The following is a 19,940-nucleotide window of genomic DNA, read 5'->3' as shown; positions in this document are numbered from 1 at the left end:
GCGGGGGCCAGGTCGCGGTGCCACCACACCTTCGCCGAGGGATCCTCGGCCTCTCGTCGGTCCGCCGGACGCGCGGTGCGCAGGTCGGGGTCCTCGAGGGATCCCGGCGGGTCGTCACTCCGCCCTGCGCACGAGAGGTCAGTCTAACCGCGCCGCCAGCGCCAGCACACCGACGACCAGCGGCCCGTTGCGCACCTGCCCGCCCAGCACCGCGGCCACCGCGTCGGACAGGCCCACCCAGCCCACCGGCATACCCGCCTCCTCGTGCTCCCGCTCGTGCCGCTCCTCGGCGGGCACCTCGGAGAGCCCGGTCGCCACGAACAGGGTGATGACCTCGCCCAGGCTCCCCGGGGAGGGGGTGAAGGCGAACAGCTCCTCCCACCGGCCGGCCCGCAGGTCGGCCTCCTCGGCCAGCTCGCGCCGGGCGGCCTCCAGGGGCGCCTCCCCCTCCACGTCGAGCAGCCCCGCGGGCAGCTCCCAGTCCTCCGCGCCGACGGGGTGGCGGTACTGTCGGATGACGAGGACCTCGGGCTCCCCGCGGTCCTCCCGGACGGCGAGCACGAGGACCGCGCCGCCGTGCTCCACGTAGTCCCGGGTGACGACGCCACCCCCACCCAGGTCGACCTCGTCCCGGCGCACGTCCCAGACCCGCCCGCTGAAGGGGACCTCGGTGCTCACCACGGGACGGCGCCCGGGCAGGTCCTGCAGGTCGGCGGCGCTGAGGCGGGGGGCGTCCAGGCTCATGGCCCTACGGTAGGCGGTGCTCCGACGGCCGGCTCACTCCGGCAGCTCGTGCTGGTGGTGGCGGCCCTCCACCTCGACGAGGCGCTGGGCGCGCTGCTGGTCGAGGGCCGCGGCCACGAGCCCGGCGAAGAGCGGATGGGCGTGGTCGGGGCGGGACTTGAACTCGGGGTGCGCCTGCGTCGAGACGTAGTAGGGGTGCACGTCGGACGGCAGCTCGACGAACTCCACCAGGGACCCGTCGGGCGAGGTCCCGCTGATGACCAAACCCGCGTCGGTCAGGCGGTCGCGGTAGGCGTTGTTGACCTCGTAGCGGTGGCGGTGGCGCTCGGTGACCTCGGTGGTGCCGTAGGCCCCGGCCACCACCGACCCCTCCCGCAGGGCGGCCGGGTAGGACCCCAGCCGCATGGTGCCGCCCAGGTCCCCGGCACCCTCGACGAAGGACTTCTGCTCCTCCATGGTGGCGATCACCGGCTCGGCGGTCTGCGGGTCGAACTCGGTCGAGCTGGCTCCCTCGATGCCGGCGACGTGGCGGGCGTGCTCGATGACCATGGCCTGCAGCCCCAGGCAGATGCCCAGCGTGGGCACCCCCCGCTCCCGGGCCCAGCGCAGGGCCCCGATCTTGCCCTCGATGCCCCGGACCCCGAAGCCGCCGGGCACCAGGACGGCGTCGACACCGCCGAGGGCCGTGCTGGCACCGGCGTCGGTGCGGCACTCGTCGGAGGCGACCCACCGCACGTCCACCTTGGCGTCGTGCCGGAAACCACCGGCGCGCAGCGCCTCGGTGACCGAGAGGTAGGCGTCGGGCAGGTCCACGTACTTGCCCACGAGGGCGATCTCGATCCGGTGCTCCGGCTCGTGCACCCGCTCGAGCAGGGCGTCCCAGGCCGACCAGTCGACGTCCTTGAACGGCATCCCCAGGTGGCGCACGACGTAGGCGTCCAGCATCTCGGCGTGCAGCACCCGGGGGATGTCGTAGATGCTCGGGGCGTCGATGCAGGCCGCGACGCCGTCGTTCTCCACGTCGCACATCAGCGAGATCTTGCGCTTGATGCCCTCGGGGATGGCGCGGTCGGCCCGCAGCACGAGGGCGTCGGGGGTGATGCCGACCTGCCGCAGGGCCGCCACCGAGTGCTGGGTGGGCTTGGTCTTGAGCTCGCCGCTGGGCGCCAGGTAGGGCACGAGCGAGACGTGCAGGAAGAAGCAGTTGGCCCGGCCGATGTCGTGCCGGACCTGACGGGCGGCCTCCAGGAACGGCAGCGACTCGATGTCGCCGACGGTGCCGCCGATCTCGGTGATGATGATGTCCGGACGATCCGCGTCGTCGGCGTCGGCCGCCGCCCGCATCCGTGCCTTGATCTCGTTGGTCACGTGCGGGATGACCTGGACGGTGTCGCCGAGGTACTCCCCGCGCCGCTCCCGCGCGATGACGTCGTTGTAGACCTGGCCCGTGGTCACGTTGGACCGACCCGAGAGGTTGGTGTTGAGGAAGCGTTCGTAGTGCCCGATGTCCAGGTCGCACTCGGCGCCGTCCTCGGTGACGAAGACCTCGCCGTGCTGGAAGGGGTTCATCGTCCCCGGATCGACGTTGATGTAGGGGTCCAGCTTCTGCATCGTCACCCGCAGCCCGCGCGAGCGGAGCAGGAACCCCAGGCTGGAGGCCGTCAGACCCTTCCCCAGCGAGGAGGCCACGCCCCCCGTTACAAAGATGTGCTTCGTCGTCTCCGCCACGGGCTGCCAGTCTACGTCACGGTCGGGACGGACCGGTCCGGGGGTGGTCCGCCAGGACCCCACGGTATGCCGTGAGCGCCGCCGTGAGCGCGTCCGCCCCGGTGGGCAGCTGCGCGGCCCTGTCCGTGGCCCGGTGCCGCAGCGCGAGCAGTGCCGCCGGGTCCCCCAGGAGGTCCCCCAGCGCCACCGCGACCGCCGCTGCGACCTGCTCGTCGTCGCCCTCGTCCGGGACGAGGGCCGCCGCGTCGCCGACGACGAGCCCGGTCCCGCCCACATCGGTGGCCACGACCGCCGCCCCCTGCTGCAGAGCCTCCTGCAGCCACACCGGCTGACCCTCCCACCGCGCCGTCGACAGCACGACGTCGGCCCCGGCCAGCAGCCGGGGGACGTCGTCGCGGTGGCCCAGCAGGTGCAGGTCGGCCCGGACCCGGGCCGCGGCCGTCAGCGCGTCCCGCTCCGGCCCCTCCCCCGCCACCACGAGGTGCACCGTCGGGGAGCCGCCGCTGTCGCCGACCGTGCCCGGGCGGGCGCCCGGGCGGGTCGTGGTCGGGCGGGGACCGTTGAGCCGGTCCAGCGCGGCCACAGCGCGGTTCAAGCCCTTCTGGGCGGCCAGGCGCCCCACCAGCAGCACTACGGTCGCCCCCGGGTCCAGGCCGGCCACCCGGCGCAGGTGGTCCCGGGCGTCGGCGCCGTCCAGGCGCGGGCACGGGGGTGCGGGCACCACGGCGAGGTCGACGGCCCGGGCCCCCGCGGACCGGGCGCGCCGGACCAGGTCCGGCGACACGCCCAGGACCAGGTCGGCGCGTGCGGCGACGAGACGCTCCATACCGGTGTAAAGGAGCCTGGCCGCGCCCCGCTCCGGCGTCGCGTTGTGGGTGGTCACCACCAGGGAGGGCGGGCCGGCGCGGCGGGCGAGGGCGCCCAGGGCTCCGGCGCGCAGGCCGTGGGCGTGCACGACGTGAGCACCGGCAGCGGCGGCGCGCAGGGTCCGGACGGAACGGCCGTCACGGAGGGGGTGGGGGGCAGCACCGACCGGCAGCGGCACCACCCGCGCGTGCCGGTCCAGGTCGAAGCGGTCGGCGACCTCCGGGGGGCAGGCGACGGCCACGTGGTGCCCGTCGGCGGCGAGTCCGGCCGCCAGCATCTGCACGTGCCGGCCCACGCCGCCGGCGACCAGGGCGGTCACCAGCAGCACGCGCAGCGGCTCGACGGACCCGGTCATCGGCCGCCCCGGCCCCGGCGGGCCGCCCGCAGGGGAGACCGCCCTGGGGTGCCGTCCGCGGGGGGTGCCGGTCGCGACCCTCCCCGGCGCACCACCTGCGCCGCCGTCCCGGGGTCCACCGTGCGCAGGCCGACGATCGCTCCCGTCAGCACCAGGACCGCCACGAGCGCGGCCCGACCCAGGGTGGGGACCCATCCACCGGCGGGGTCGCCCAGGACCAGCTCGGCGAGCACGACCACGGGGAGCGTGCCCACGAGCACGGCGGTCCCGGCCCGGACCGTGCCGCGGGTCGCCTCCGCACCCCAGGCCCCGCGCAGCTCGCGCAGCAGCAGGAGCCCGGCGACCGTCATACCGACGGAGGACCCGAGCGCCAGCACCCGCAGGGTGGTCTCGACGGACCCACCGGTCGGCGCCACCACCAGGGGCAGCAGCCCCGCCGACGCCCACCCCGCCGCCGCCGCCGCCGCGGCCCGCAGCGGCGACCCGTGCGCGTAGAGGGCACGGGTGGCCACCGCGACGACCGCGAACCCGAGCAGACCCGGCGCGAGGAGACCCAGCGTGGCCGGGAGGGCTGCGAGGGTCTCTGCCCCCGGCCCCCCGGCCCCGGCGTCCAGGAGCACGAAGGCCCGGCCGACCTCCCGGCGGACCGCGACGAGGACGGCCGCGGCGACGACGGCCGCGGCCACGACAGCCGCCAGGGTCTGCCGCAGGACCCGGCGGGCGCGGACCCGGTCCCCGCTGAACCGGGGAAAGGCGACGGTGGCCAGGGGGACCACCAGCACCGCGTAGGGCAGCAGGTAGGCGGTCTGGGCGTAGGTCCAGACGGTGATGGCCGCCACCCCGCTCGCCGCGTTGGTGAGGAGGAGCACGACGACCGTGGTGGTCTGCTGGGCGAGGACGACCCCGACCCCCGCGACGACGAGCAGCCCGGCGCGGGCACCGGAGCCCTGCGGAAAGCGCCAGGTCGGCCGCCAGCGCAGGTCCAGACGCCGGGCCGGGGCCAGGAGCGGCAGGGTCAGGGCGACGACGCCGAGCGTCGTCCCGCCCGCGAGCAGCCAGTACGCCGACGCCGGGAGCTCACCCAACGGACGGGTCGGGTCGTGCAGGGCACCGAACGCGATGTAGACGGCCACGACGACCAGGCTCGAGAGCAGGGGTGCCGTCGCCGCCGCCAGGAACCGGCCGTGGGCGTGCAGCACCCCGGTGAGCACGATCCCCAGGCCGTAGAGGAGGACCTGGGGGGCGAACAGCAGCAGCATCAGCCGGCCGGCCGCCCGGGCGTCCTCCGGGGAGCACCCTTCCTGGGTGCCCAGCAGCCACGTGGTCAGCGGCCCGGCGGCCAGCGCCACCACCACGGCGAGCGGCAGCAGCACCGTGACGGTCCAGGTCATCAGGGCGGACGCGGTCCGGCCGGCCAGGTCGGTGCGACCCCGGTGCAGGTGGCCCGCCACGAGCGGCACGGCCACTGCGGCCAGCGCGCCCCCGGCGGCGACCTCGAACAGGACGTTGGGCACGAGGTTGGCCGTCGCGTAGACCTGGCCCACGCAGGTGGCCCCGACGGCGTGGGAGAAGACCACCCACCGCACCAGGCCCACGGCCCGGGCCAGCAGGGTGATGCCGGCGACCAGGCCGGCGGCGGCCAGCAGGCCTCCCGCCGACGTCCTCGCGGGGGCGTTCACCGAGGACGGCCCCACCGGTCCAGCTCACGCAGGACGGGGACGGAGTCGATGACCCGGCTGAAGCTGATCCGTTCGCTGAGCAGGGTGAGCCCGGTGAGGACCGCGAGCGCCGTCCACCGTCCCCCGGCCCCGAGCCGGTGCGCCGCCGCGGCGCCGACGGCCGCGCCGAGAGGGTTGGCGCCGGTGTCCCCGAGCATGGTGCGGCCGGCGAGGTCGTCGGCCAGGACGACCAGGCCGGCCCCGCCGACAGCGGCGGCTGGGGGCTGCCCCAGGACCACCAGGGGCAGGGCGGGGAGCAGCGCCACCTTCAGGGCCCGCCCGGGACGCAGGTCGAACAGGTTGGCCAGGTTGGCCGACGCGGCGACCACCCCGGCACCGGCCAGCGTGTGCGGGCCCGTCCCCCGGGGGGACCGGGCGTCGTGCACGACGACCGCGAGCATCCCGCCGGCCCCGAGGACCAGGATCTTGAGGACCCCGGTGGTGGGACGTCCGCGACGCAGCGCACCCAGGTGGCCGCCCAGCCCACGGGCGGCGCCGTCGTCGACGAGGTCGTCGAGCGCTCCTGCGACACCGGCGAGGACCACCGCGCCGGCCACCGCCGGACGGACGGGCAGCAGGGCCGTCGCGGTGCCCACGGCGAGCGCGACCCCCTCCACGAGCGACACCGGGGCGCCCGCGTGGTTGGTGCGGGCCCACCGGTCCCGTCCGCCGGGGAGCCGGCCGGCACGGTCCAGCCGGCGGACACCCTCGGTGGCCGCGACCGCCATCAGGGCCGAGGCTGCGGTGACGACGGGACGGGAGCGGCTCACGGGGGGGAGGTCTCCTGGACCCCGACGTCCGGACCGGTCGGCGTGGTCCCCGGCGCCACGCCGGGGTCCGGTGGTGACACGGTGTCCGGTGCGGGCGCCGGCACGACCCCCAGCTCCCCGGTCCCCGGCACACCGACCTCCAGCTCGTTGCGGACCGGAGGAGCGACCGGCACGGGAGCCTGGGCCAGCCGGCCGAGCCCGTAGTGGCCGGCCCGGTCACGGGTCTCCCAGGCCAGCGCCAGGACGGCGGCCAGCCGGCCGGAGACGCCCTCGGTGTTGTCCACCGTGGACACCTCCCCGCCGAGCTCGCGGTCCTGCCGGACCACGGCGAGCAGAACGTCGAGACCGTCCTCGGCCCCGCCGTCCGGTCCGAGCGCCGGGCGGGAGTCGGTGCCGGTCCCGGTGACCACGGTCGGCATCTCCAGCTCGGCCAGGGCGGAGAGGAGGTCCAGCCGGTGGGCCAGCGCCTCGGCACCCGCGTCGCCGGGGGTCGCCCCGACCGCCGCCGGGTCCAGACCTCCGGCCAGGACGACGACCGCGTCCGGGGGTCGACGGTCCCGCTCCGTCTCCTCGTCGTCCTCCTCCCAGGTCACGTCGACCAGGTCCGCCCCGGAAAGGTCGTCGAGCGCGACCAGCCACGCCCCCAGCTGACCGTCCTGGTCGGCGCCGGCGAGGGCGGCCGCCAGGACGGTGGGCACGCTCGGCCCCTCCGCCTCCCCGATCTGCGGTACGGCGAGGCCGCCGGCCAGCCTCTGGAGCAGCTCGGACCGGTCCTCGGGCAGCGGCGAGACGTCCCAGCGCGCGTCCACGTCGACGGTGACGGCCACCTGCGCCCCGGCGTCCTCGAGGCGCTCGGCCAGGTCGTCGAGGGGTTCGCGGTCGGCCCCGGGGAGCACGACGAGCCCCACGCGGGTGCCGGTGAGGGTCCCGGCGACCGCGCGCGTCCCGGTGCGGTGCAGCGCCTGCTCCCGGGCCTCGGCGAGGCGACGGGCCTCGTCGACGTCCGCGCGGAGCGCGACCCGTTCCTCGCGCAGCTGGGAGACCTCCCCCTCCAGCGTGCTGGAGAGTCCTTCGCGCAGCGGGCCGGCGCCCAGGACGATGCCGACCGCGAGCGCGATGAAGACGGCCACCAGCGAGACCAGGTGGTAGCGGAAGTCGATCACCTACAACAGTCCCTCGACCCAGGCCCAGACATCGTCCCATCGTACGGCCAGCACCCCGAAGAAGGCCCGTCCTCCCGGGGTGGCCGCCAGGGCGACGAGCAGCGCCGTCAACCCGGCGAGCACCAGCCACACGAGCGAGCCCGTCGAGATGCGTGAGCGGTAGAGCAGGCTCACGCCCTTGGCGTCGACGAGCTTGCTGCCGACCCGCAGCCGGGTCAGGAAGGTGCTGGCCATGCCCTGGCGGCCCTTGTCCAGGAACTCCACCAGCGTGGCGTGGGTGCCCACGGCCACGATGAGCTCGGCGCCCTTGTCGTCGGCGAGCAGCATTGCGATGTCCTCGCTCGTCCCGGGCGCGGGCATCACGACCGCGTCCCGGACCCCGAGCGCCTCGACCCTCTCCAGCCCGGGTGCCGTTCCGTCCCGGTAGGCGTGCACCACCAGCTCGGCCCCGCTTGTCAGGGCCCGGTCGGAGACCGAGTCCATGTCCCCGACGATCAGGTCGGGCGTCAGCCCCTGCTCGAGGAGGGCGTCGGCTCCCCCGTCCACACCGATGAGGACCGGTCGGGCCTCCCGGATGAAGGGTCGAAGGGTGTGCAGGTCCTCCTTGTAGTGGTAGCCGCGCACGACCACGAGGGCGTACCGCCCGGCCAGGTCCGTGCGCAGCGGCGGGATCCCGATGCCGTCGAGGAGCAGGTCCCGTTCGGCCCGCACGTAGTCCATCGTGTTCTGGGAGAACGCCTCGATCTGGTCCGAGAGGTTGGCGCGCGCGTCCTGCAGCTGGGCCTCGACCAGGGCCGGGGTCAGCCGCACCCCTCGGGTGAGGACCTGGTCCCCGACCCGCAGCTCGTCCCCGGCCACGGTCACGGCCGTGCCCTCGGCGATGTCCATGACCTCCGGGCCGGTGAGGTCCAGCACGGGGATCCCGGCCTCGAGGAGGATCTGCGGACCGCGGTTGGGGTAGGTCCCGGTGGTGCTCGGCGCGGCGTTGACCACCGCGACGGGCCGGCAGGCCACCAGTGCGTGGGCGCTGACCTGGTCGAGGTCGTCGTGGTCGATGACCGCGACGTCCCCCGCCTGCAGGCGCTTGGTCAGGTTCTTCGTGCGCGCGTCGACCCGGGCCGGACCCGTCACCGGGGCCGGGTCCTCCGAGACGGACCGGCGCGACCGGGTGGCGCGGCTCACGGTCCTGCCACCCCGCTCATGCGCTCGCCTGCTCTCCGCGACGGGCGAGGAGCTCGCGGGCGTGCTCGACCGCCGCCCGGGAGTCGGCGATCCCGCCCAGCATGCGGGCAAGCTCGGCCTCGCGCTCGGCTCCCTCGACGACGACCACGTCGCTGCTGGTGACCTGGCCGTCGCTGCTCTTGCGGACCACGAGGTGGCGGTCGGCGTAGGCAGCCACCTGCCCCAGGTGGGTGACGACGACGACCTGCGCGGTGCGCGCCAGACGCGCCAGCCGGGCACCCAGGTCGAGGGCCGCACTGCCGCCCACGCCGGCGTCCACCTCGTCGAAGACGTAGGTGGGCACGCTCCCGTCGCCGCAGACCACCTCCAGGGCCAGCATGACGCGCGACAGCTCGCCCCCGGACGCCGCCCGGGCGACCGAGCGAGGAGGCGCGCCGGGGTTGGCCGCCAGCCGGATCTCCACCTCGTCGAGACCGTGCCGGCGGGGCGACGCCAGCCGTCCGTCGGGCAGCGGGACGCAGCTCGCGGGTCCGGTACCAGCCCCGTCGGCCCGCTCGGCCCCCTCGGCCCCGTCGGCCCCCTCGGCCCTGCCGGCCCTGAGGGCCCTGTCTGCCGGCCCATCCCCTCCGACGCGCCCGGCGGCGCCCTCGGCAGACACCTTCCGGGGCGCGACGTGCACGACCACCTCGGCGGCACCCATGGCCAGGTGGCTGAGCTCCTCGGTGACGGCGCGGCCGACCCTCTCCCCCACCCGCGCACGCGCGGACGAGAGCTCGCCGCCCAGCCGCCCCACCTCCAGGCGGAGCGCCTCCGTCCGCCGGCGCAGCTCGGCCACGTCGTCGTCGGAGAGGTCCAGCCGTGCCAGCTCGTCCCGGGCGCCGCGAGCGAACGTCAGCAGCGCCTGGGTGGAGGGTCCGTACCTGCGCAGCAGGGCCGTGAGGTCGGCGCGCCGGCGGTGCACGGCGTCGAGCCGCTCGCCGTCCACGTCCACGCCCGAGGCGTAGCCGGACAGGTCCGAGGCCAGGTCCGAGGCCAGGTAGCCGATCTCGTCGACCCGTCGTCGGAGCGCCGCCAGCTCGGGATCGTGGGCGGCGGCCGGGCCGAGCAGCACGGAGGCGGCCGAGACCAGCTGCGCCACGCTCTGGACCTCCGTCCCGGGGTCGTCCGCTCCGACGAGGGCGTCGTGCGCAGCGCGTGAGGCGGTGAGCAGCTCCTCGGCGTGGGTCAGCCGCTCGGACTCGGCCCGCAGGTCGTCCTCCTCCCCCTCCCGGGGATCCAGCTCGTCGATCTCCGTCAGCGCAGCTCGGAGGGCGTCGACCCGCAGGCTGCGCTCGGCGGCACCGCGCTCGATCTCCACGAGCCCGGCGCGGGAGGCCTGCCACTGGTCGTACGCGTCCTCGTAGGCACGCAGGGCCTGGGCGAGATCGGCACCGCCGGCGGAGTCGAGCAGGATCCTGTGCTGCTCGGCGTCCCTCAGCCTCCACTGGTCCGCCTGCCCGTGGACCGCCACGAGGTGCTGCCCGACCTCGGCCAGCACGGCTACCGGCGCGGTCCGGCCCCCGACGTAGGCGCGGGACCGTCCCCCGGCGGCGACGGTACGGACGAGGAGCACCCCGTCGGAGGCGTCCCCTCCGGCCTCGGCGACCCGGAGGGCCGCCGGATGCTCCACCGGCACGTCCACCTCGCCCTCGACGACGGACTGCTCGGCACCGGCACGGACGAGCCCGGCGTCGGCCCTCGCGCCCAGCAGCAGTCCCAGGCCGCTGACGACCATCGTCTTGCCCGCACCGGTCTCCCCGGTGATGACGTTGAGTCCCTCGCTCAGATCCAGCTCGGCCTCGTCGATGACCCCCAGCCCCTGGATCCGGATCCGGCGCAACGTCATACCGGAGGGTCCTCGACGAGGGTGGGACCGGGGCCGCGCCAGCCGGTGACCGGCAGCGCGAACTTGGCCACGAGGCGGTCGGCGAACGGTTCGTGTCCCAGCCGGGCCAGGAGGACCGGCTGGGAGGAGCGGCGGACCTCGATCCGCGCCCCGGGCGGCAGCTCGACGGTGCGTCGACCGTCGCACCACATCACGCCGGCCACATATGAGTGGGGCACCACCTCCACGGCCAGGTGGGTGCGAGGACCAAGGACCAGCGGGCGGGCGAAGAGGGCGTGCGCCGAGATCGGGACGAGCAGGATCGCCTCGACGTCGGGCCAGACCACCGGGCCTCCGCCGGAGAAGGCGTAGGCGGTCGAGCCGGTCGGCGTGGCCATGACGACCCCGTCGCAGCCCCAGGTGGACAGCGGCCTGCCGTCCACCTCGACCGCCACCTCGAGCATCCGCTCGCGCGCCGACTTCTCCACGGACGCCTCGTTCAGAGCCCAGTTGTGGGCCACCACCCGACCGTCGTGGAGGACGTCGACCTCGAGGGTCATCCGCTCCTCCACGTGGTAGTCGCGCTCGACGATGCGCTCGACGATGGTCTCCACGTCGTCGCGCTCGGCCTCCGCCAGGAACCCGACCCGGCCCATGTTGACCCCGAGAAGTGGCGTGCCGGCCGGACGGGCGATCTCGGCCCCCCGCAGGATGGTGCCGTCCCCGCCGAAGACCACGACGAGCTCGCACCCGCTCGCATCCACGTGCGGCGGCACGGGGTTCTTGGCCGAGACCACCCGGTCGGTGCGGACGATCTCGTGCGTGGGCTCTCCCTCGGGCACGACCTCCACGGCGATGCCGTGCGAGGCCAGCTGCTGCTCGAACGTCTCGGCCAGACCGGGGATCTCCGGGCGGGAGGGATGGGTCACCAGCATGATGCGGCGGGTCATGGGTCCTCCTCCTCGCTCAGGGTCCGGATCCGGCTCTGGATCGCCTCCGGGGTCAGGCCCCAGCCAATCATGTCGCTCCGACGGGGCCGCAGCCAGAGGAGGTACTCGACGTTGCCGTGCGAGCCCGTCACCGGGGAGCGCTCGATCCCGTGCAGCGTCAGGCGGTGCTCCGTCGCCGTGGCCAGCACCGCACGCAGGACGTCCTGACGCTGCGCCGCGGAACGGACCACCCCGTCGCGGGCCAGGACCGTCCGCCCCACCTCGAACTGCGGCTTGACCAGGAGCACGGCCTCCCCGTCGCGGGCCAGGAGCGCACCCAGCTCCGGGAGGACCGTGCGCAGGCTGATGAAGGACAGGTCCGCCACGACCACGTCGACGGGGCTGCCGACCTGGTCCGGGACGACGTCACGGATGCTCGTCCCCGACAGGTCGGTCACCCGTGGATCGGCGAGCAGGTCCGGATGGAGCTGGTCGTGCCCCACGTCGAGCGCCACGACGTGGGCCGCACCGTGGGTGAGCAGCACCTGGGTGAATCCGCCGGTGGAGGCACCCACGTCCAGGCAGCGACATCCCTCGACGCTCAGCCCGCAGGGCCCCCACACCTGCAGCGCGTGGCGAAGCTTGAGGGCACCGCGCCCGACCCAGCCCTCGGTGACCCACGCGCTGGCGGCGTCTGGGGACGCCTCGTCGACGACGACCTGCTGTGCGGGGTCCACCGGTGCGGCCGGCCGGTCGACCAGGGTCCCGTCGACGCGGACCCGTCCGTCCTGGACGAGCAGGCGGGCCTGCGTCCGCGAGCGCGCCAGACCCCGCAACACAAGGGTGGTGTCCAGACGTCCGCTCATCCTGGGCGGCCCGGCCGGGCCTGCCCAGGAGCGGGCGGTGCGGGCGGCGCCGTCAGGCGCTGCTGCAGGACCCGGTGGGCCTCCACGACCGCCTCGAGCGGGTCGGCGCCGCCGTCGAGGCGTGCGTCCAGCTCGACGAGGGCCTGGTCCACGACGTCGTCGCCCGTGGTGGGTCTGTCCGGCTCGCCGGTCATGCGACGCGCTCCCACAGGTGGGCCAGGTCGCCGATGGTCTCCACCACGTGTCCCGGCCTCAGCGAAGGTGCCAGCGTGACCACCTCCTCGGCCGTGGAGACGCCGGTGAGGACCAGGGCGCTCGGCACCCCCGCGCGGGAGGCGCCGGCGATGTCGGTGTCCAGGCGGTCCCCGATCATCAGGCACTCCCCGGCCGTCAGGCCGAGCCGGTCGAGGGCCACCTGGTAGGCGCTGGCGTACGGCTTGCCCACGACCGTCGGGGTCGCGCCCGTGGCCGTGCGGACCGCGGCGACGAGCGACCCGTTGCCGACGGCCAGCCCGCGCGCCGTGGGCAGGGTGGTGTCGTCGTTCGTCGCGATCCACACCGCACCGGAGCGGATCGCGTAGGCGGCCTCGGTGAGGTCCTGGACGTCGAGCTCGGGCCCGTACCCCTGCACCACGGCCGACACGTCGGCCACTCCTGCCCCCGACCGTTCCCGCTGCCGGGCGGTGGAGATCCACGCCAGACCCAGCTCCTCGAGGGCCACGCCGACGCCGGCGCCGCCGAGAGCCAGCACGGGACGTTCCGGCCCGACCGTCAGCCGTCCCCCGGTGCGCATCGACGCCACCTCCGTCGCGGCGACCTGGGAGGCGGTGAGGACGTCCTCGGGTCCGGCCGGCACACCCAGCGCGCCGAGCTGGTCGGCGACCGCCGCAGGGGTGCGGGAGGCGTTGTTCGTCATGTAGAGGATCCGGACCCCGGCCTCACGGGCGGAGGCCAGTCCCTCGGTGGCACCTTCGCACGGCTCGTCGCCGCGGTAGACGACTCCGTCGAGGTCGCACAGGATCCCGCGGAGCGCCGCGGTCATCCCGCGCCCCCGGAGGAGCCAGGGCGGCGCGCCTCACCTGCGCGGTCCGCCTCCTCCGCGTCGCCCTCCTCGCCCTCGAGCAGGTCGACGAGCTCGGGATCCTCCTCCATCCCCAGCAGCTCCCTGGCATCCGTGCTCCCCTCCTCGTCCAGGGCGGCGGCCCGGGCGAACCACTCCTGAGCCTGCTCGGCCTGTCCGTCCGCCTCCAGCGCCGCCGCGTAGGCGTACCGCAGCCGCGCAGCCCAGGCGGAGGTCTCCTTGCCCGCCATGACGAGCTCGCGCAGACTCTGCACGGCCGCCGCCGTCTGGCCCATGTCGAGCCGGGCGCCGGACACGACGATGGCCATCTCGATCTGCTCGGCGGCCGGGAGCCGGCGCACCTCCGGGCCGGCCGCCAGATCCAGGGCGCGCTCGGGCCGTCCCAGGCCCCGCTCGGTGTCGGCCATGAGCGGCAGCAGGTGATCCTGCCCCGAGAGCCGTCGCGCGGTGCGGAACTCGCCCAGCGCCTTGGTCCACTCCCCCCGCCGGTAGTGGACCACGCCCAGCGTCTCCCGCACCCCGGCGACCCGACCGGCCCGTTTGGCGGCGGCCTGCGCGTGGGCGAGGGCCCGGTCGAAGTCCTCGGCGTCCAGAGCACGACCGACGGCCACGAGGTGACGGGCGGTCCCCTCGGCGTTGTCCTTGCTCAGGGTGCGCAGCTCGGCCCGCAGGACCTTGTCCAGCTGGCCGGCCTCGACGTCCTCGGGAACCTCCGGCTCCGGCACCCGACGAGGACGCTCCTTCCAGTCGCGTCCCCCCTCGGGCCGGTCGTCACGGCGCGGCCCACCGCGGTCGTCACGGCGCGGCCCATCGCGGTCGTCACGACGGGGCCCATCGCGGTCGTCACGACGAGGTCCACCACGGTCCTCACGACGGGGCCCATCACGGTCGTCACGACGGGGCCCCCCACGGTCGTCCCGGCGCGCAGGCTCTCGGTCCCTCCGCCCCCCTGTCGCGCGGTCTCGCTGCTCGTTCACCCTGGCTCCTTCTCGTGGGACGACCGGCTCATCATCGCAGACCGGTTCAGGCGAAGGTCCGGAAACCTACGCCGGTGCACCTGGTCTGGACATGGCTGTGGGCCCCCAGCCTCCGGTCAACACGTGGTGTTGACCGGGCCTGAGGGCCCACGACCAATCAATGGTGGTCCGGCGGTGTCCTACTCTCCCACACCGTCCCCGGTGCAGTACCATCGGCGCTGTCAGGCTTAGCTTCCGGGTTCGGAATGTGACCGGGCGTTTCCCTGACGCTATGACCGCCGTAACTTTATGGAGTTCACGAACGTTCCGGGGCCGACCCCCACATTTTGTGGTGGGGGTGGTGGTGGTTCGTGTCTCGGGAACCGTACAGTGGACGCGTAACATCTTCGGGCTTGGGTTTAAGTCAAGTTGTCGGCTTATTAGTACCGGTCAGCTCCACACATTGCTGTGCTTCCACGTCCGGCCTATCAACCCAGTGTTCTAGCTGGGAGCCTCTCACCCACAAGGGGTATGGAAACCTCATCTTGAAGTGTGCTTCCCGCTTAGATGCTTTCAGCGGTTATCACGTCCGAACGTAGCTAATCAGCGGTGCCCTTGGCAGGACAACTGACACACCAGAGGTTCGTCCATCCCGGTCCTCTCGTACTAGGGACAGCTCTTCTCAAGTTTCCTCCGCGCGCAGCGGATAGGGACCGAACTGTCTCACGACGTTCTAAACCCAGCTCGCGTACCGCTTTAATGGGCGAACAGCCCAACCCTTGGGACCGACTCCAGCCCCAGGATGCGACGAGCCGACATCGAGGTGCCAAACCATGCCGTCGATATGAGCTCTTGGGCAGGATCAGCCTGTTATCCCCGGGGTACCTTTTATCCGTTGAGCGACGGCGCTTCCACAAGCCACCGTCGGGTCACTAGTCCCGACTTTCGTCTCTGCTCGACATGTCTGTCTCACAGTCAAGCTCCCTTGTGCACTTACACTCGACACCTGATTACCAACCAGGCTGAGGGAACCTTTGGGCGCCTCCGTTACCTTTTGGGAGGCAACCGCCCCAGTTAAACTACCCACCAGGCACTGTCCCTGATCCGGATCACGGACCGAGGTTAGACATCCAGAACGACCAGAGTGGTATTTCAACGTTGACTCCACGGACACTGGCGTGCCCGCTTCACAGTCTCCCACCTATCCTACACAAGCCGTACCGAACACCAATACCAAGCTATAGTAAAGGTCCCGGGGTCTTTCCGTCCTGCTGCGCGTAACGAGCATCTTTACTCGTAGTGCAATTTCGCCGAGTTCGTGGTTGAGACAGTGGAGAAGTCGTTACGCCATTCGTGCAGGTCGGAACTTACCCGACAAGGAATTTCGCTACCTTAGGATGGTTATAGTTACCACCGCCGTTTACTGGCGCTTAAGTTCAGAGCTTCGCCGCACAAGTGCGGCTGACCCGTCCCCTTAACGTTCCAGCACCGGGCAGGCGTCAGTCCGTATACATCGTCTTGCGACTTCGCACGGACCTGTGTTTTTAGTAAACAGTCGCTTCTCCCTGGTCTCTGCGGCCCTCCGTGCCAACCCGCAAAGGGGTCTCACACGTCGGGCCCCCCTTCTCCCGAAGTTACGGGGGCATTTTGCCGAGTTCCTTAACCACGATTCACTCGATCGCCTTGGTATTCTCTACCTGACCACCTGGGTCGGTTTGGGGTACGGGCGGCTCGGACCTCGCTAGGAACTTTTCTAGGCAGCATAGGATCACCCTTCTTCCCGCATACACGGTCACCATCAAGCCTCGGACACCGATGGGGCGGACTTACCTCTCCCCGGTCCTGCGCTCTTGGACGTGGACTACCATCGCCACGCGGAGGCTACCTTCCTGCGTCCTTCCATCGCTTACCTACTACACGCTCGGGCCACGCGTTCCACCCCCGCTCACCAACCCCCCGAAGGGGACAGGGTCTGCGAAGGCTTCAGGCGCTTAGCATCACATGATTCGGTACTGGGCGGTCCTTCGCCGGTTCCGGAATATCAACCGGATGTCCATCGACTACGCCTGTCGGCCTCGCCTTAGGTCCCGACTTACCCAGGGCAGATTAGCTTGACCCTGGAAACCTTGGTCATTCGGCGGAAGAGTTTCTCACTCTTCTTTCGCTACTCATGCCTGCATTCTCACTCGTGCCGCGTCCACATCTCGATCACTCGGATGCTTCTCCCGCGGCACGACGCTCCCCTACCCAACGACACGCCTGGACCCACCCGCGAAGGGGAGGGCCGGGCAAAGGTGTCGTTGCCACAGCTTCGGTGGTGTGCTTGAGCCCCGCTACATTGTCGGCGCGGAATCACTTGACCAGTGAGCTATTACGCACTCTTTAAAGGGTGGCTGCTTCTAAGCCAACCTCCTGGTTGTCTTCGCAACTCCACATCCTTTCCCACTTAGCACACGCTTAGGGACCTTAGCTGGTGATCTGGGCTGTTTCCCTCTCGACTACGAAGCTTATCCCCCGCAGTCTCACTGCCATGCTCTTACTTACCGGCATTCGGAGTTTGGCTGACGTCAGTAACCCGGTGGGGCCCATCAGCCATCCAGTAGCTCTACCTCCGGCAAGAAACACATGACGCTGCACCTAAATGCATTTCGGGGAGAACCAGCTATCACGGAGTTTGATTGGCCTTTCACCCCTACCCACAGCTCATCCCCTCAGTTTTCAACCTAAGTGGGTTCGGGCCTCCACGCGGTCTTACCCGCGCTTCACCCTGGCCATGGGTAGATCACTCCGCTTCGGGTCTAGACCCAGCGACTCATTCGCCCTGTTCGGACTCGCTTTCGCTACGGCTACCCCGCACGGGTTAACCTCGCCACTGAGCACTAACTCGCAGGCTCATTCTTCAAAAGGCACGCCGTCACCAGCCCACGGGCCGGCTCCGACGGATTGTAGGCACACGGTTTCAGGAACTATTTCACTCCCCTCCCGGGGTACTTTTCACCTTTCCCTCACGGTACTTGTCCGCTATCGGTCACCAGGGAATATTTAGGCTTGGCAGGTGGTCCTGCCAGATTCGTACGGGATTTCTCGGGCCCCGTACTACTTGGGACGTGCGATACGGAGTCGAGAACATTTCGGCTACCGGGGTCTCACCGTCTGTGCCAGGCCTTCCCAGACCTTTCGCCTATGAACTCGATTTCTTACTCCGCACCGGCGTGGTAGCACCGGTACACACACTCCCACAACCCCCCAGCTGCAACCCCTACCAGGTGATCACACAGCTGAGGTTTGGCCTCGTCCGCTTTCGCTCGCCACTACTCACGGAATCACATGTTGTTTTCTCTTCCTGCGGGTACTGAGATGTTTCACTTCCCCGCGTTCCCTCCACGCACCCTATATATTCAGGTGCGGGTGACTGGAGATGAGTCCAGCCGGGTTTCCCCATTCGGAAATCCTCGGATCAAAGTCTGGTTATCGACTCCCCGAGGCTTATCGCAGATTCCCACGTCCTTCTTCGGTTCCTGGTGCCAAGGCATCCACCGTGCGCCCTTGTAAACTTGACAAAAAAGCCACAAAGATGCTCGCGTCCACTGTACAGTTCTCAACACACGACCAGGCCAACCCCAGGCAAACACCACCGCCACACACCCACCACCGGTCCACACCCCGCTCTACGCGAGGCACGCACCGGCACCGGACGGGTACGGCAGCACCCAGGGTCCCGGACGAACCAGAGCAACCAGAAGACCCCCACCAACGGGGGCCGCCCGATCCCTCAGGACCCAACAACGTGTCAGCACCAGCACCAACCACCCCCGCGCCGACCGTTCCACACCCACCCCCCCGAAAAGGGGGACGGGCCGTACCAGGTCAGGACAGCAGGAGCGCCGGTGAGGCGACGGAATATCGATGTTCCACCCGAGCACCCGCCGCGGGACGAACGCCCACGACACGGGCACCAGACCCCAGGCCCACCCCCGAACGGGAACGGACCAGCTGGGGCCAGATGTGCTCCTTAGAAAGGAGGTGATCCAGCCGCACCTTCCGGTACGGCTACCTTGTTACGACTTAGTCCCAATCACCAGTCCCACCTTCGACGGCTCCCTCCACAAGGGTTGGGCCACCGGCTTCGGGTGTTACCGACTTTCGTGACTTGACGGGCGGTGTGTACAAGGCCCGGGAACGTATTCACCGCAGCGTTGCTGATCTGCGATTACTAGCGACTCCGACTTCATGGGGTCGAGTTGCAGACCCCAATCCGAACTGAGACCGGCTTTAAGGGATTCGCTCCACCTCGCGGTATCGCAGCCCTCTGTACCGGCCATTGTAGCATGCGTGAAGCCCAAGACGTAAGGGGCATGATGATTTGACGTCATCCCCACCTTCCTCCGAGTTGACCCCGGCAGTCTCCTATGAGTCCCCACCATCACGTGCTGGCAACATAGAACGAGGGTTGCGCTCGTTGCGGGACTTAACCCAACATCTCACGACACGAGCTGACGACAACCATGCACCACCTGTGTACCGACCTTGCGGGGCCCCCATCTCTGAGAGTTTCCGGTACATGTCAAGCCTTGGTAAGGTTCTTCGCGTTGCATCGAATTAATCCGCATGCTCCGCCGCTTGTGCGGGCCCCCGTCAATTCCTTTGAGTTTTAGCCTTGCGGCCGTACTCCCCAGGCGGGGCGCTTAATGCGTTAGCTGCGGCACGGACCCCGTGGAATGGGACCCACACCTAGCGCCCAACGTTTACGGCGTGGACTACCAGGGTATCTAATCCTGTTCGCTCCCCACGCTTTCGCTTCTCAGCGTCAGTAGTGGCCCAGAGACCTGCCTTCGCCATCGGTGTTCCTCCTGATATCTGCGCATTCCACCGCTACACCAGGAATTCCAGTCTCCCCTACCACACTCTAGCCTGCCCGTACCCACTGCAGACCCGGGGTTAAGCCCCGGGCTTTCACAGCAGACGCGACAAACCGCCTACAAGCTCTTTACGCCCAATAATTCCGGACAACGCTCGCACCCTACGTATTACCGCGGCTGCTGGCACGTAGTTAGCCGGTGCTTCTTCTGCTCCTACCGTCACGATAAAGCTTCGTCAGAGCTGAAAGAGGTTTACAACCCGAAGGCCGTCATCCCTCACGCGGCGTCGCTGCATCAGGCTTTCGCCCATTGTGCAATATTCCCCACTGCTGCCTCCCGTAGGAGTCTGGGCCGTGTCTCAGTCCCAGTGTGGCCGGTCACCCTCTCAGGCCGGCTACCCGTCGTCGCCTTGGTAGGCCATTACCCCACCAACAAGCTGATAGGCCGCGAGTCCATCCTCCACCACAAAAGCTTTCCACTCCATACCCATGCGAGTTGGAGTCATATCCAGTATTAGCACCGGTTTCCCGGAGTTATCCCAGAGTGAAGGGCAGGTTACTCACGTGTTACTCACCCGTTCGCCACTAATCCACGGTGCAAGCACCGCTTCATCGTTCGACTTGCATGTGTTAAGCACGCCGCCAGCGTTCGTCCTGAGCCAGGATCAAACTCTCCGATAAAAACCAAAACTCTTACCAAAGAACCCAGTTTCCTGACAAACAAACCACCACACCCCACCGGGGGGCAGAAGCGCGGTGGCAAAACAAATACATGGCATCAATAAACTGACACGCTGTTGAGTTCTCAAAGATCGGACACACACCATCAGAACACCCACACAACCGTGCAAGCCTCATC

13 protein-coding genes and 3 rRNA genes are annotated in these 19,940 nt (G+C 70.5%); all 16 read right to left on the bottom strand.

Features of this window, described 5'->3' with window-relative positions; all coding sequences use genetic code 11:
* Nucleotides 1–138: 138 nt before the first annotated feature.
* Nucleotides 139–744: an NUDIX domain-containing protein gene (locus ACWHYA_RS11660; protein WP_425943703.1), complete on the bottom strand. Its 606-nt coding sequence runs from the start codon at nt 742–744 to the stop codon at nt 139–141.
* A 33-nt stretch (nt 745–777) separates the two neighbouring features.
* Nucleotides 778–2,472 (bottom strand): CTP synthase, encoded by a 1,695-nt coding sequence (locus ACWHYA_RS11655; RefSeq protein WP_425943705.1) that lies wholly within the window; start codon nt 2,470–2,472, stop codon nt 778–780.
* Nucleotides 2,473–2,488: 16 nt separating this feature from the next.
* The gene (locus ACWHYA_RS11650) at nt 2,489–3,694 is read right to left on the bottom strand and encodes a glycosyltransferase (RefSeq protein WP_425943707.1); all 1,206 of its coding nucleotides are present in this window, start codon (nt 3,692–3,694) and stop codon (nt 2,489–2,491) included.
* Nucleotides 3,691–5,388, bottom strand: a complete 1,698-nt coding sequence (locus ACWHYA_RS11645) for a lipid II flippase MurJ (RefSeq protein WP_448095596.1) — start codon at nt 5,386–5,388, stop codon at nt 3,691–3,693. The genes ACWHYA_RS11650 and ACWHYA_RS11645 overlap by 4 nt, the downstream gene beginning before the upstream one ends.
* A complete protein-coding gene (locus tag ACWHYA_RS11640) occupies nt 5,370–6,182 on the bottom strand; it encodes a hypothetical protein (RefSeq protein ID WP_425943711.1) in 813 nt (270 codons plus the stop codon). The genes ACWHYA_RS11645 and ACWHYA_RS11640 overlap by 19 nt, the downstream gene beginning before the upstream one ends.
* Nucleotides 6,179–7,345 (bottom strand): copper transporter, encoded by a 1,167-nt coding sequence (locus ACWHYA_RS11635; protein ID WP_425943713.1) that lies wholly within the window; start codon nt 7,343–7,345, stop codon nt 6,179–6,181. The genes ACWHYA_RS11640 and ACWHYA_RS11635 overlap by 4 nt, the downstream gene beginning before the upstream one ends.
* Entirely contained in the window at nt 7,346–8,527 is a 1,182-nt protein-coding gene (gene steA / locus ACWHYA_RS11630; protein ID WP_425943715.1) for a putative cytokinetic ring protein SteA, read from the bottom strand.
* 16 nt (nt 8,528–8,543) lie between these two features.
* Nucleotides 8,544–10,412 (bottom strand): DNA repair protein RecN, encoded by a 1,869-nt coding sequence (gene recN / locus ACWHYA_RS11625; protein ID WP_425943717.1) that lies wholly within the window; start codon nt 10,410–10,412, stop codon nt 8,544–8,546.
* Entirely contained in the window at nt 10,409–11,341 is a 933-nt protein-coding gene (locus ACWHYA_RS11620; protein WP_425943719.1) for an NAD kinase, read from the bottom strand. Before ACWHYA_RS11620 ends, recN begins: the two co-directional genes overlap by 4 nt.
* Nucleotides 11,338–12,186 (bottom strand): TlyA family RNA methyltransferase, encoded by an 849-nt coding sequence (locus ACWHYA_RS11615; RefSeq protein ID WP_425943721.1) that lies wholly within the window; start codon nt 12,184–12,186, stop codon nt 11,338–11,340. Before ACWHYA_RS11615 ends, ACWHYA_RS11620 begins: the two co-directional genes overlap by 4 nt.
* Nucleotides 12,183–12,380, bottom strand: a complete 198-nt coding sequence (locus tag ACWHYA_RS11610) for a hypothetical protein (protein ID WP_425943723.1) — start codon at nt 12,378–12,380, stop codon at nt 12,183–12,185. Before ACWHYA_RS11610 ends, ACWHYA_RS11615 begins: the two co-directional genes overlap by 4 nt.
* Complete coding sequence (locus ACWHYA_RS11605) at nt 12,377–13,228, bottom strand: HAD-IIA family hydrolase (RefSeq protein WP_425943725.1); 852 nt, start codon at nt 13,226–13,228, stop codon at nt 12,377–12,379. Before ACWHYA_RS11605 ends, ACWHYA_RS11610 begins: the two co-directional genes overlap by 4 nt.
* On the bottom strand, nt 13,225–13,992 hold the full coding sequence (locus ACWHYA_RS11600; protein ID WP_425943726.1) for a tetratricopeptide repeat protein: 768 nt from the start codon (nt 13,990–13,992) through the stop codon (nt 13,225–13,227). The genes ACWHYA_RS11605 and ACWHYA_RS11600 overlap by 4 nt, the downstream gene beginning before the upstream one ends.
* Before the next feature lie 418 nt (nt 13,993–14,410).
* Nucleotides 14,411–14,527, bottom strand: a 5S ribosomal RNA gene (rrf, locus tag ACWHYA_RS11595).
* A gap of 116 nt (nt 14,528–14,643) precedes the next feature.
* Nucleotides 14,644–17,783, bottom strand: a 23S ribosomal RNA gene (locus ACWHYA_RS11590).
* 456 nt (nt 17,784–18,239) lie between these two features.
* Nucleotides 18,240–19,762: ribosomal RNA gene (locus tag ACWHYA_RS11585) — 16S ribosomal RNA — on the bottom strand.
* Together the 16S, 23S and 5S rRNA genes form the textbook arrangement of a ribosomal RNA operon.
* Nucleotides 19,763–19,940 lie beyond the last annotated feature (178 nt).

The sequence above is a fragment of the Ornithinimicrobium carbonis genome (genome assembly GCF_977012275.1).
Note: the sequence above shows the minus strand (reverse complement) of the source record. Positions and strands in the feature narration are given on the sequence as shown.